The organism is Segatella oris, assembly GCF_900637655.1.
In the GTDB taxonomy this organism is placed as follows: Bacteria; Bacteroidota; Bacteroidia; order Bacteroidales; family Bacteroidaceae; genus Prevotella; species Prevotella oris.
Genome location: NZ_LR134384.1, coordinates 2,340,700 through 2,353,413 on the forward strand (window position 1 = coordinate 2,340,700; position 12,714 = coordinate 2,353,413).

The following is a 12,714-nucleotide window of genomic DNA, read 5'->3' on the forward strand; positions in this document are numbered from 1 at the left end:
CTAAAAATAAGACAAAAAGTAAAGATGATATGTATATATATGGTAGAAAAACCTTATCTTTGCATTGTTTATAAACGTAATTTCAGTTGATGATTGATTTTAATGCCATTACTCAGACAAAGGCATTTGCTCGACAGGACGGCGTGTTCTTGAGTATGTTATGGATTGTAACCTTTGCATTGGTGATTTATGCGCCTCAGACAGACCTCGGCGGATTGCTTGTTTTCTCCACCCCTCTCTTTGTAGCGTGGCGAATGATTAAGTTCCGCAACTATGCGCTTGACGGCGTTATGAGTTATCGTAAGGCCCTTGTCTACTGCATTTACACATTCTTTTACGCCTCTCTCCTATTTGGAGCAGCTATCTTTATCTATTTCAGGTTCTTCGATAACGGCCGCTTTCTTGGTATAATGAATACTGCCGTGCTTCAGATGATGCCTCTTTACAAAGAGAATGGTATCAGTACACAAGGGCTGACCGATGGCTTGACGCTTCTTGAAGCCCTTACTCCCATGGAGTTATCATTTCTGATTATCGTCTATGGAACACTGATAGGTTGGTTCAGTTCTATCTTTATTGCGTTCTTTGCCAAACTCAAACGTTGAATTATTTATTTAGAACAAATGGATATAACAGTTGTTATCCCTCTCTATAATGAGGAAGAATCGTTGCCCGAACTCCATGCGTGGATTAAGCGTGTGATGGAAAGTTATCAGTTCAGTTACGAGATTATTTTCATCAATGATGGCAGTACAGACCATTCATGGAACGTAATTGAGGACTTAGCCGGCAAAAATCCGAATGTAAAAGGCATCAAATTCCGTCGCAACTACGGTAAGAGTCCGGCCCTCTATTGTGGATTTGCCGAAGCTGAAGGTGACGTTGTCATCACGATGGATGCTGATCTTCAAGACTCACCGGATGAAATTCCAGAACTCTATCGCATGATCATGGAAGAAGACTACGATCTTGTTTCGGGCTATAAGCAGAAGCGATACGACCCATTGTCAAAGACATTGCCCACTAAACTCTTCAATGCCACGGCACGAAAGATCAGTGGTATTCATAATCTTCACGACTTTAATTGTGGACTGAAAGCCTATAAAAAGGCCGTCGTAAAGAACATTGAAGTCTATGGAGAGATGCATCGTTACATTCCATACCTTGCAAAAAATGCTGGCTTCGACCGTATCACAGAGAAAGTAGTGCAACATCAAGCACGCAAATACGGTAAGAGTAAGTTTGGTTTGAACCGCTTCTTCAACGGCTATTTGGATTTGATTACACTATGGTTTCTGAGTAACTTCGGCAAGAAACCGATGCATGTATTCGGCTTCTTAGGCAGTGTGATGTTCTTTATTGGTTTCATTGCGATTATCTGCATCGGTGCAGATAAGGCTTATGCGTTGTTCTATCACATTCCACAACGGCTCATCACCGACTCTCCTTATTTCTTTATTGCGCTGACAATGATGCTTTTAGGCAGTCAGTTTTTCTTGGCCGGCTTCATCGGAGACCTTATCAGCCGACAGAGTCCAAGCAGAAATGATTACCAGATTGAAAAGAAAATCTAACATAACAACTTTGAAGTAATGGAAAAGAACAAATATAGCCAAAAGAAAAGTCTCATGCTCTTAGTGGCCGGAGCACTTCTTATTGCCGGTTGTTCTACGATAGACTGTCCGCTCAACAATCGCGTATACAGTAAATATAAGTTGGCCGGTGATGTGAAAACGCTTAATAGTAAGATGACAATCACAGCCAACCTACACAATGGGAACGACTCCGTCATTATCAACCAAGCAGAGAAAACCGATAGTTTTGAACTGCCCATGAGCTACAGTATGCCCATAGATACTTTCTATCTTGATATTAAAGGGAGTGCACAAAGCTACAGAGATACGATTGCTGTAACGAAGACCGACATGCCACATTTCGAGTCTGTAGACTGCAGTCCGGCTATATTCCACAAAGTAACGGCAATCAATTACACACAACATACTATCGACTCGATTGTCATTAACCAACCAAACGTAACCAACAATGTTACAAAGAGCACTTTCCTTATCTATTTCAAGAGCGCTGATTTTTAGTCTGTTGCTCATGCTCCCAGTATCCGTTGGTGCACAGCAGAAAAAGAAAATCATTGCGGTTGAACAAGACACAATAGCCTTGTTCCGTGGCATTGCAGTGTCTACCGACTTGGTTGGCCCCGCGCAATTGGCTTTTGGCAGTTACGGACAGTATCAGGCTGCAGTACGACTGAACTTGAAAGATAAGTGGTTTCCTATTTTTGAATTCGGTTATGGCAAGGCCGATGCCAAAGATATCACGACGAAGTTGGCTTTCAAAACGAATGCACCATATGGTCGTGTCGGTATGGATTGGAACTTAAATAAGAACAAGCACGACATCTATCGCATTTATGGCGGACTGCGATACGCCTATACTTCATTCAAATATGATGTAGACGGCCGTGGTATTACTGACCCCGTTTGGCGTAACCAGATAGATATTAACGCACATAATCAGCAAGCAAGCTACCATTGGTTAGAGTTCGCATTCTCTATTGACGCAAAAATATGGGGACCATTGCGAATGGGTTGGAGCGTACGCTACAAGCGAAGACTCTATCACACCCATGCAGATATAGGCGAGCCATGGTATGTTCCCGGATTTGGTCGCAGCGGAAACAGTCGCTTAGGCGGTGAGTTCAACATCATTATGGAATTATGAGAAAGGGAAAGAAAATATATATTCAAGCAGCATTCCTGTTATTTTTGGTCGTTGGTACTATCCTAATTATTCGCCAACAGCAGGATATGCCTTACCAACACAATGAAGGCTTTATCTTCGGTACGGTGTATCACGCTACTTACCAGTATGACAAAGATCTCAACAAAGAGATTGTTACCGAGCTAAATAAGGTAGACGAAGAGTTCTCCATGTTCAACAAGCGGTCTATGGTGACTGCTTTCAATCAAGGTCGACAGATAGAAGCCAGCAAGATGTTCATGGAAGTATTGACTCTTTCACAAGCAATCAATAAAGAGACTGACGGTGCTTTTGATATCACTGTAGCTCCTTTGGTGAATGCCTGGGGCTTTGGCTTCAAACATCAGCAGCTTCCCAATCGGCAACAGGTTGATAGTTTGCGTGCTTTAATGGGCATGCAATATATCAAGGTGGAGCATACAGGGGAAAAGAATATCGTTAAAACCGATCACAGAGGCTTGATGCTCGACTTCAGTGCCATTGCAAAAGGCTATGGAAGTGATGCGGTTGCTGCCGTGATGAGACGTCATGACATCAAGAACTACATGATAGAAATTGGTGGAGAAATTGTAACCAGTGGTATAAGTGAGAAGCGCTTGCCATGGAAAATAGGCGTTACCAAACCAAGTGATGACAGTCTTAGCACCAATCAAAACCTACAAACGGTACTGAATGTTACCGACAGAGCAATGGCTACAAGTGGGAATTACCGAAATTTCTATTATAAGAATGGCAAGAAACTTGCCCACACCATTGATCCACGTACAGGCTATCCCGTACAGCACAGCCTGTTATCAGCAACCGTTCTTGCCCACAGTTGCGCCGAAGCCGATGGCTATGCCACTGCTTTCATGGTACTTGGCATAGAGAAATCCAAGGCTGTTTTGGATAAACATCCCGAGCTGTTGGCCTACTTTATCTATGCTGATAAAGACGGGAGAACAAAAGTTTGGTATTCGCCTTCTTTGGAGAAAACGCTTGTAAAATAACAAACAATGGAGAACGACCTGCAATTATACAGTCAATTATTAAGTCTGCCACTGTTCCAAGGACTTGGCAAAGCAGACTTAGAAGAGGTCGTGACCCACACAAAATTAGGCTTTCACAAATTTGAAACCGGCCAGATTATAGTCTGTGAGAATGACATCTGCAACCAGCTTCATTTTCTTTTGAACGGTCAAATAGAAGTAACAACAGTGTCTGCCGGGCACAGTTATCAGATTACAGAGTCCATTATGGCTCCTGAACTATTACAACCCGAGCGTCTGTTTGGTCTGACACAACATTTCTCCAAGACGTTTAAAGCTTTGTCTACCTGCAACATTCTGACTGTTGAGAAAGATGAAGTCATACGGTTAAGTGACAAGTTTCTGATTTTCAGGATTAATCTTCTGAACATCCTTTCCACCTATGCTCAAAAGAATGAACGTATGTTGCTTCGACAACATTCCAACTCTCTTGAAAGTCGCATTATCCGCTTTTTTGCCGACCGTTGTTTACGGCCTGCAGGACGAAAGACCATAAAAATAAAGATGACACAGTTGGCATTAGAACTCAATGACAGTCGACGTGATGTATCGAAAGCATTGAATCATCTGAAACTAAAAGGCATTTTAACACTCAGACGCAATTTTATTGTCATTGAAAAAATTGAAGATGCCTTACAACAAACCCGATTATAAAACAAAAGTTAGTATGAATGAAATAAAAGAGAAAGAAAGAAAGAATCCATTCTTTATAGATTATGGTATGCCACACTACACCGTACCTTTCGATAAAATACAGACTTCCGACTATGAAGAAGCTTTCATGGAAGGTATACGTCGCGACGATGAAGAAATTGACAAGATTGTCAACGACCCAGAAGAGCCGACGTTTGAGAACACAATAGCCCGTGTTGATTTAGAAAACGGCGAGCATTATTATGACCTACTCGACCGCGTTTCAAACGTATTCTCGTGCATGCTGAGTGCCGAAACCAATGATGCACTTGACGCTTTGGCCCAGAAAATGAGTCCTATTCTCACTAAACACGCCAATGATGTCAGCCTCAACAAGAAACTTTTTGAACGCATCAAACAGGTATATGACCATCCCAATCGCGAGTTAACCCCCGAAGAGCAGATGTTGCTCAACAAGAGTTACGATGGCTTTGTCAGGAGTGGAGCACTTTTGAACGAAGCCGGTAAGGAGCAACTCCGCAAGATTACCGAGGAAACAAGCATATTGGCATTGCAATTCTCACAAAACTTACTGAAGGAAACCAAGGCCTATGAACTGCATATTACCGATGAGAAGCTACTTAAAGGACTTCCCGATACAGCCAAGGAAGCAGCCGCACAGACTGCAAAAGAGAAAGAAAAAGAGGGTTGGATATTCACTCTTGACTTCCCAAGCTATACTCCTTTCATGACATACGCTACGCAACGCGAGCTGCGCAAGCAGATGTACATGGCTAAAAACACAGAATGTACACACGACAACAACGAGAATAACCTCGAAATATGCAAGCGACTGATTAATCTCCGCCGTGAGATGGCACAGCTGTTAGGCTTCGAAAACTATGCCGACTACGTTTTGAAACATCGCATGGCAAGCGATACAGCCCACGTGTATCAGCTGCTTAACGACCTCATTGATGCCTATAAACCGACGGCTCTCAATGAAGTGAAAGACATTGAGAACTTGGCTCACAAGTTAGAAGGCGATGATTTTGAAGTAATGCCATGGGACTTCGGTTACTATTCGCATAAACTCCAAATGGAGAAATATAATCTTGATGCCGAAATGCTACGTCCCTACTTTGAGCTTTCAAATGTTATCAAAGGTGTTTTTGGCCTTGCCACCCGTCTCTATGGCATCACTTTCAAACCCAACGACAATATTCCTGTCTATCACCCTGACGTAAAAGCGTATGAGGTTTTCGACAAAGACGGCAGTTTTCTTGCTGTTCTCTATGCTGATTTCCACCCTCGCAAAGGTAAGCAAGACGGTGCGTGGATGACTGAATTCAAAGGGCAATGGATTGATCATAAAGGCAACAACAGTCGTCCTCATGTCAGTTTGGTGATGAATTTCACTAAACCTACAGCCGAAAAGCCTGCACTTTTAACTCTCGGGGAGGTTGAAACGTTCCTTCATGAGTTTGGTCATTCCCTCCATGGAATGTTTGCCAACACCCGTTTCGAAAGTCTCAGCGGTACCAATGTATGGTGGGATTTCGTAGAACTTCCGTCACAATTCATGGAAAACTATTCGGTAGAGAAGGACTTCCTCCGCACCTTTGCTTTCCATTATCAAACGGGAGAGCCTATCCCCGACGACCTCATCGAGCGCATAGTCAAAAGCCGTAACTTCATGACCGCTTATGCCTGCTTGCGCCAAGTGAGTTTCGGACTCCTCGATATGGCCTACTATACCCAAAAGAAACCCTTCAACGAAGACATTATTTCCTTTGAAAAGAAGGCATGGGAAAAGGCTATGCTCAACAAGCAATTACCTGATACATGCATGACCGTACAATTCAGTCACATCATGGCAGGAGGCTACGCTGCCGGTTATTACAGCTATAAATGGGCTGAAGTACTTGATGCTGATGCATTCAGTGTATTCAAGAAAAATGGTATTTTCGACCGAAATACAGCCCAAAGTTTCAGGGATAACATCCTCTCAAAAGGCGGCACAGAGCATCCCATGACACTCTATAAACGCTTTCGCGGGCAGGAACCGACAATTAAAGCCCTGTTAGAAAGAAATGGAATCAAATAAAACACATCACAATATGACCGCTGAAGAAAAACAGCAACAATTAGACAACCGCTATCTTCGTATGGCACGGATCTGGGCAGAGAACTCTTATTGCCTGCGTCGGCAGGTGGGAGCCTTGGTCGTGAAAGACAAAATGATTATCAGCGACGGCTACAATGGAACTCCGAGTGGCTTTGACAATGTCTGCGAGGATGCCAACCAAGCAACTTTTCCCTATGTTCTGCACGCCGAAGCCAATGCAATCACGAAGTTGGCTCGCAGCAGTAACAACAGTGACGGCAGTACGCTTTACGTGACAGCTTCACCATGTATCGAATGTGCAAAGCTCATCATACAGGCTGGTATCAGGCGTGTTGTATATGCAGAGAAATACCGTTTGGAGGACGGTATTCATCTTTTACGCAAAGCAGGAATAGAAGTGATTTACATGGAACAAAAGAATAACTATGGAACAGAAGAAAAATAATCGGTGGATGCCACTCATTATGGCCCTCTGTGTCATTGTGGGTATCTTCATTGGAACCTTTTATGCCAACCATTTCTCGGGCAACCGACTCAACATTATCAATTCTGGCAGCAACCGACTCAATAATCTCTTGCACATCATTGATGATCAGTATGTCGACAAAGTGAATATTGATTCGCTCGTAGACAATGCCATTCCGCAGATACTAAGCGAGCTTGACCCTCACTCTGTCTATATCAATGCCAAGGATGTACAGGCAGCCAACGACGACTTGAAAGGCTCTTTCTCGGGTGTGGGCATTGAATTCACCATCCGACAAGATACCATCCACGTGCAGAATGTCATCAAGAATGGGCCTGCCGACCGTGCCGGCATCTTGGCTGGTGACAAGATTGTGAGTGTTGACGGCAAGCCATTCGTGGGCAAAACCGTTACCAATGAAGAGGCCATGCGCCGCTTGAAAGGGCCTAAAGACACGAAAGTGAAGATTGGAGTAAAGCGTTATGGGCAGAAAGCCATTAAATATTTCACGGTAACACGTGGTGAAATACCGACGAAGAGTATTTCGGCAACCTATATGCTTGACGATAAAACAGGCTATATCCGCATCAAGAACTTCGGCGAAACAACCTATCCCGAACTGCTCATTGCATTGGCCAAACTCTCTCAAGAGCGTTTCAGCAACTTAGTCATAGACCTTCGCGACAACACAGGTGGCTACTTGAACAGTGCCGTGCAGATAGCCAATGAGTTTCTTTCGAAGCATAAACTCATCGTCTACACCCAAGGGAGAAAGAGTCCCCGACAGGATTATTTATCAGACGGACGCGGCAGTTATCAGAACATTCCACTCGTTGTGCTCATCAATGAGGGTTCTGCTTCGGCGGCAGAGATATTTGCCGGTGCCATGCAAGACAACGACCGAGCCACGATTATCGGTCGACGTTCGTTTGGAAAAGGCTTGGTACAGCAGCAGATTGGTTTCCCCGACGGCAGTATGATCCGTCTGACGGTAGCCCGATACTACACTCCTTCCGGGCGTTGTATACAGAAACCATACACTAAGGGAGAGGATCCTCAGTATCAACAAGACCTCATGTCACGCTATCAGCACGGTGAGTTCTTCTCGTCAGACAGTATCAAACACACCGGCCCTGCATATCATACGGGCATCGGACGCGTCGTCTATGGCGGTGGCGGTATCACCCCCGACATCTTCGTTCCAGAAGACACTTTGAATATCACCTCTTATTATAAGCAGGCTGCCATGAGCGGACTGATACTCCAGTTTGCCTACACCTACACCGATGACAACCGCATCAAGCTCAACAACTTCAAGGAAATGATGCAGCTTAGTGACTATCTTGCCAAACAGAACATGGTAGATAAGTTTGCCACCTATGCCGACCGTCATGGTCTGAAGCGTCGCAATCTGATGTTACAAAAGAGTCATAAACTCCTCAACCGCTACATCAACAGCCGTATTATCTACAACATGCTTGACGAAGAGGCCTGGAATGAATACATCAACCAAGACGACCCTGTCATCTCAACAGCGCTACGCGTGTTCAGAAACAATGCGGCTTTTCCTAAAAAACCAGAGAAAAAAAGCGCCAAAGGAAAGGTAGCCATAGTGCAAGGCTACAATCATTTCAGCCTGCAACGCCATTTCATCGCCCATGCTTAAAAGCGAACTGCGACAGCAAATGAAAGTCCTCAAGCGACAGTTCACCAGTAACCAACTGCGTGAACAGTCGCTTGCACTCGTCAACAAAGTGCTCAATCACCCACGTGTCAACGCTGCAAAGACCATTCTTCTTTACTATTCAATGGCCGACGAGGTTGATACACACAACTTGGTTGACCTGCTTCGCGAGCAAGGAAAAACGGTTTTGCTGCCCGTAACATTAGCGCACGAACTTGAAATCCGACGCTATGAAGGGCCAAAGAGTCTGCAAGAAGGCAAGGCTTTCCATATCATGGAACCCACAGGAGCTGTTTTCACACAACTTCACACCATTGACCTCGTGATTGTTCCCGGTATGGGTTTCGACTCACAAGGCAACCGATTGGGGCGTGGGAAAGGCTATTATGATCGTTTTCTGAGGCTCGTTCCCCAGGCTTATAAGCTTGGTCTGTGTTTCGATTTCCAAAAAGTAGCGTCTGTTCCAACCGAAGATACAGACGTAAGAATGGACGAAATCATTTGAAATCTTACTTGGTAAAATTCATATCCCTATGAAGAAAAACATCATCATCATCTTTCTCTTAGCCTGCTTATCAACAGCAATGAGTGCACAAGAAGAAAAGGGAAACTTTTACATTCAACCCAAAGTAGGCTTCAACATGGCTAAGTTCGTCGGCAGCGGACTTGTCTACAAGCCCAAATGGAAAGTGGGTTACGAGGTAGGAGCCGAGGCCGAATGGTTTGTTTCCAACCACAATTCACTCTCTTTCGGATTGGAATATCGCCAGATTGGTTGCACCTTCGATTACAAAGAGACTGCCAGTGACTACAATTTCGAGAGGACAAGCGAATTGGAACGCCTCAACATGAACTACATTGCACTGCCCATCATGTATAACTTCTATATAAAACCCCACCTTGCTCTCAAGATAGGAGTAGAAGTCAGCGGTCTGCTTTCGGCCAAACTGCATGAACATGATTATGGGAGAATGGCTGATCCGCTCCCCGGGCACAATGGATACAGTCCAGATGATGATGTGTCTAAGTACGTTTGGCACGACTATAACGTTCATCAGACCATTGAGAAGAAAAACGATTTCAAGCGGGCTTGCCTTGCCATACCTATCGGTATCAGCTACGACTACAAGCAGTTTGTGATGACAGGCATCGTGCATATCGACCTCAACCGCCTCTATACGTATGACAAAATATACATTCCCGGCGGTGGAATGTCTGACAAACATGGCCTGCGCAACTTATACATTGGCATCACGGCAGGCTATAAATTCAAGCTCTGAAGCAAACAGAAAAGTCTGAATATCGGCTGATATGGGGTATCAACTGCGACATATAGGGATTGTTCGCCAAGCATTTAGGGATTTCCCCTCGCCCTTAAAGCCTAACAATTCCTATTTTTGTAGAAAATATAACTGCACTCGACAAATTATGAATTCATTCACTTTGCACTCGTTTGCAATATCTTTGTAAAACATAAAATCATTAGACTATGAAACGAAAACTACAGATTTTAGCATTGATGTTCACACTCTTACTGACGGCTTTCAGCATGGAGGCTACGGCAAAAGACAAGCGAACCGTTGAACGAGGAATGACAAAACAGGAAGTGATGAGCATTCTCGGCACCCCGAAAGCCTCAAGTTTTAACCAGACAGGAACACGTTGGGAATACATCAAAAGCAAGTTGTTGGATCCCTACGATGTATATGTGCGCATCGAATTTGACAACCGCGACCGCGTTGTCAACTATCAGGAGACCATTATCCCAAGGCAAATGGACAATCAAAACAACACGATCATCGGCAACCCTACTGATGAATTCCGCCGTCCCTACCCCGGTTTCTACGATGATTGTCTAAGTGAAAACGAGTTTACTATACTCTACGACCGAATGAACAAAGCAAACTTCGACGACAACAGAATGGCACTCCTTGAAGTGGCCTGCTTGAGAAGTCTTTTCACTTGCCGTCAAAGTGCGCAATTATTGAAGTTGTTTTCATTCAGCGATGGCAAGTTGAAAGCTCTCCGTTTCATGGCCCGACAGATTGTAGATCCACAGAATGCCTACGTCATCTATCAGAGTTTCACTTTCGACAGCGATAAAGATAAGGCGGCAAGAATTATGCATGAGATGCAGATGCGATAAAGAATGATGCATGATGAAAGCCTGATGAATTTTCAAGTCCCCAGAAACAATTTCAAAACTCAAAATCAACTGGCAATCAACTACTTACAAATAGCATTCTGATTTGCGTCAAGTTAGCGTGTAATCTGCATCAAATCATCATGCCATCTGCGTCAAGTTACGCGCTGACTTGACGCAAATCAGAAACTAAAGTAATGCACATTGAAAAACGATATCATTCACACTGCTTTTTCATCTCAAAAACACAGCCTTGCTTTTCCCAACAAAACGCAAATGAAAACCATATGAAATGTCTGACAGAAACGTAGGGAAAGAAAGGCGAGACACAAGCTCATCGCCTGTTGGTCAATAGAACTTGATGTCGCTGATGATGAAGCTTCCCACCTGACTGTTAAGCCGTTGCACCAACTTTTGACGCATCATGCTGAGATCCTGGCGTAAAGCGGGATTGAGTATCTTTATAAACAGCGTCTGATTCTTAATGAACTTATCACCTGTATAACGGGCTACCGTGGGACCAACCACCGCATCCCATGACTCAATCAACCGCTTCTGCAGGAGCGGAGTCTCAAATCCTTCCTTGCGAAGTACGGTCTGAAGGATATCAGCCAATGATTTTACGTCGCGCTTGAACATCAGTCTTTCAATTCAATTTCACCCTTGTTGACCGAGAAAAGCCTGTAATCGAAGTCGCCATTAGCAAGAATTCGGTCAAGATGATCACGGTTGGTGTCGGTAATAAAGATTTGTCCGAACCCCTCTCCCCCCACAAGTTGCACAATCTGTTCAACGCGGTCGGCATCAAGTTTGTCGAAGATATCGTCGAGAAGCAGCAGCGGAGTACTGTTCGAAGTATGGCGAAGGAAATCGAATTGTGCCAGTTTCAAGGCCAAAGCATAAGTCTTGTGCTGTCCCTGACTGCCCTCTCTCTTCATCTGATAACCATCAAGAAGCATCTCAAGATCATCACGATGCACGCCATGAAGTGAGTAGCCCACTGCCCTGTCTTTATAGCGGTCGCGCTGTATGATATCGAGCAGTGAGCCGCGCTGTCCATGCGAAACATAATTCAAGGAAACCGTTTCATGGTCACCGGAAATATGACTGTAGATGTTCTGAAACACCGGAACAAGTCGCTTAACGAAAGTATCACGCTTCTGATAGATAACTTCTCCGTTCGTCGCCATTTGCTCTTCCCATATCTCAAGCAGTGCTTTGTCGGGCTCATCCTCCATTTTCAACAACGCATTACGCTGCTGCAAAGCCTTGTTATAGGCTGAAAGAGCCTCAATATAAGCATGGTCATACTGGGAAATCACAAGGTCGAGAAGGCGTCTGCGCTCCTCACTTCCTCCCTCAATCAAAACAGAATCCGAGGGCGAAGCAAACACAAGCGGTATCAAACCGATGTGCTGTGACAGTCGGCGATACTCCTTTTTGTTGCGCTTGAAGTGTTTCTTTGTGCCACGCTTCATACCGCAATAGATCTGCTCTTCCTCTCCTTCATCCGTTGTATAGTTGCCTTCAAGCACCAGGAAATCCTGATTATGCATGATTACTTGCGAGTCAATGGGATTGAAAGCACTGCGACAAAACGAGAGATAATGCACTGCATCAAGCACGTTTGTCTTGCCAACTCCATTGCTTCCTATAAAGCAGTTGAGTTTCGGAGACAATGAAATTGTTGCCTCACGGATATTCTTATAATTGAGGATTGAAAGTCTATTGAGTATCATAATCTTGCTTGCAAAGTTACCGTTTAATAGCTGAAAAACGAAAAAAAGAATGAATAAATTTCAATATGTGAGAATATTTACGTAATTTTGCGACGGTCTATGCCTCCCTATAAAAGGG

General features: G+C 44.2%; 14 protein-coding genes. 12 read left to right on the plus strand and 2 right to left on the minus strand.

Annotated elements, in window-relative coordinates:
• The first annotated feature begins 89 nt into the window (after nt 1-89).
• The 12 genes from EL210_RS09740 to EL210_RS09795 all read left to right on the plus strand — a co-directional run bounded on the left by EL210_RS09740 (nt 90) and on the right by EL210_RS09795 (nt 10,860).
• Complete coding sequence (locus EL210_RS09740; protein ID WP_018920927.1) at nt 90-605, plus strand: DUF4199 domain-containing protein; 516 nt, start codon at nt 90-92, stop codon at nt 603-605.
• Nucleotides 606-623: 18 nt separating this feature from the next.
• Nucleotides 624-1,574, plus strand: coding sequence for a glycosyltransferase family 2 protein (locus EL210_RS09745; RefSeq protein ID WP_018920926.1), 951 nt, complete (start codon nt 624-626; stop codon nt 1,572-1,574).
• Nucleotides 1,575-1,592: 18 nt separating this feature from the next.
• Nucleotides 1,593-2,093 (plus strand): DUF6452 family protein, encoded by a 501-nt coding sequence (locus EL210_RS09750; protein WP_018920925.1) that lies wholly within the window; start codon nt 1,593-1,595, stop codon nt 2,091-2,093.
• Entirely contained in the window at nt 2,044-2,736 is a 693-nt protein-coding gene (locus EL210_RS09755) for a DUF6048 family protein (RefSeq protein ID WP_026285988.1), read from the plus strand. The genes EL210_RS09750 and EL210_RS09755 overlap by 50 nt, the downstream gene beginning before the upstream one ends.
• A complete protein-coding gene (locus tag EL210_RS09760) occupies nt 2,733-3,764 on the plus strand; it encodes an FAD:protein FMN transferase (protein WP_018920923.1) in 1,032 nt (343 codons plus the stop codon). The genes EL210_RS09755 and EL210_RS09760 overlap by 4 nt, the downstream gene beginning before the upstream one ends.
• A gap of 6 nt (nt 3,765-3,770) precedes the next feature.
• Nucleotides 3,771-4,457, plus strand: a complete 687-nt coding sequence (locus EL210_RS09765) for a Crp/Fnr family transcriptional regulator (protein WP_018920922.1) — start codon at nt 3,771-3,773, stop codon at nt 4,455-4,457.
• A 13-nt stretch (nt 4,458-4,470) separates the two neighbouring features.
• A complete protein-coding gene (locus EL210_RS09770; RefSeq protein ID WP_026285987.1) occupies nt 4,471-6,543 on the plus strand; it encodes a M3 family metallopeptidase in 2,073 nt (690 codons plus the stop codon).
• A 13-nt stretch (nt 6,544-6,556) separates the two neighbouring features.
• On the plus strand, nt 6,557-7,009 hold the full coding sequence (locus tag EL210_RS09775) for a deoxycytidylate deaminase (RefSeq protein ID WP_004376813.1): 453 nt from the start codon (nt 6,557-6,559) through the stop codon (nt 7,007-7,009).
• Entirely contained in the window at nt 6,990-8,696 is a 1,707-nt protein-coding gene (locus EL210_RS09780; protein ID WP_018920919.1) for a S41 family peptidase, read from the plus strand. The genes EL210_RS09775 and EL210_RS09780 overlap by 20 nt, the downstream gene beginning before the upstream one ends.
• Nucleotides 8,689-9,219 carry a 5-formyltetrahydrofolate cyclo-ligase gene (locus EL210_RS09785; protein WP_018920918.1) on the plus strand — a complete coding sequence of 177 codons (531 nt, stop codon included), beginning with the start codon at nt 8,689-8,691 and terminating at the stop codon, nt 9,217-9,219. Before EL210_RS09780 ends, EL210_RS09785 begins: the two co-directional genes overlap by 8 nt.
• Nucleotides 9,220-9,247: 28 nt before the next feature.
• The gene (locus EL210_RS09790) at nt 9,248-9,994 is read left to right on the plus strand and encodes an outer membrane beta-barrel protein (RefSeq protein WP_018920917.1); all 747 of its coding nucleotides are present in this window, start codon (nt 9,248-9,250) and stop codon (nt 9,992-9,994) included.
• A gap of 209 nt (nt 9,995-10,203) precedes the next feature.
• The gene (locus EL210_RS09795) at nt 10,204-10,860 is read left to right on the plus strand and encodes a DUF4476 domain-containing protein (RefSeq protein ID WP_018920916.1); all 657 of its coding nucleotides are present in this window, start codon (nt 10,204-10,206) and stop codon (nt 10,858-10,860) included.
• A 345-nt stretch (nt 10,861-11,205) separates the two neighbouring features.
• On the opposite strand, the gene EL210_RS09800 is transcribed toward EL210_RS09795, so the two are convergent.
• Entirely contained in the window at nt 11,206-11,496 is a 291-nt protein-coding gene (locus EL210_RS09800) for a DciA family protein (RefSeq protein WP_018920915.1), read from the minus strand.
• A complete protein-coding gene (gene recF, locus EL210_RS09805) occupies nt 11,496-12,596 on the minus strand; it encodes a DNA replication/repair protein RecF (protein ID WP_018920914.1) in 1,101 nt (366 codons plus the stop codon). Before recF ends, EL210_RS09800 begins: the two co-directional genes overlap by 1 nt.
• Nucleotides 12,597-12,714 lie beyond the last annotated feature (118 nt).

What these genes read in the sequence shown, in the direction of transcription:
- EL210_RS09780 (WP_018920919.1), top strand. Translation starts at nt 6,990, where the DNA reads ATGGAACAGAAGAAAAATAATCGGTGGATGCCACTCATTATGGCCCTC.
- EL210_RS09785 (WP_018920918.1), top strand. Translation starts at nt 8,689, where the DNA reads ATGCTTAAAAGCGAACTGCGACAGCAAATGAAAGTCCTCAAGCGACAG.
- EL210_RS09760 (WP_018920923.1), top strand. Translation starts at nt 2,733, where the DNA reads ATGAGAAAGGGAAAGAAAATATATATTCAAGCAGCATTCCTGTTATTT.
- EL210_RS09775 (WP_004376813.1), top strand. Translation starts at nt 6,557, where the DNA reads ATGACCGCTGAAGAAAAACAGCAACAATTAGACAACCGCTATCTTCGT.
- EL210_RS09765 (WP_018920922.1), top strand. Translation starts at nt 3,771, where the DNA reads ATGGAGAACGACCTGCAATTATACAGTCAATTATTAAGTCTGCCACTG.
- recF (WP_018920914.1), bottom strand. Translation starts at nt 12,596, where the DNA reads ATGATACTCAATAGACTTTCAATCCTCAATTATAAGAATATCCGTGAG.
- EL210_RS09800 (WP_018920915.1), bottom strand. Translation starts at nt 11,496, where the DNA reads ATGTTCAAGCGCGACGTAAAATCATTGGCTGATATCCTTCAGACCGTA.
- EL210_RS09755 (WP_026285988.1), top strand. Translation starts at nt 2,044, where the DNA reads ATGTTACAAAGAGCACTTTCCTTATCTATTTCAAGAGCGCTGATTTTT.
- EL210_RS09770 (WP_026285987.1), top strand. Translation starts at nt 4,471, where the DNA reads ATGAATGAAATAAAAGAGAAAGAAAGAAAGAATCCATTCTTTATAGAT.
- EL210_RS09750 (WP_018920925.1), top strand. Translation starts at nt 1,593, where the DNA reads ATGGAAAAGAACAAATATAGCCAAAAGAAAAGTCTCATGCTCTTAGTG.
- EL210_RS09745 (WP_018920926.1), top strand. Translation starts at nt 624, where the DNA reads ATGGATATAACAGTTGTTATCCCTCTCTATAATGAGGAAGAATCGTTG.
- EL210_RS09740 (WP_018920927.1), top strand. Translation starts at nt 90, where the DNA reads ATGATTGATTTTAATGCCATTACTCAGACAAAGGCATTTGCTCGACAG.
- EL210_RS09790 (WP_018920917.1), top strand. Translation starts at nt 9,248, where the DNA reads ATGAAGAAAAACATCATCATCATCTTTCTCTTAGCCTGCTTATCAACA.
- EL210_RS09795 (WP_018920916.1), top strand. Translation starts at nt 10,204, where the DNA reads ATGAAACGAAAACTACAGATTTTAGCATTGATGTTCACACTCTTACTG.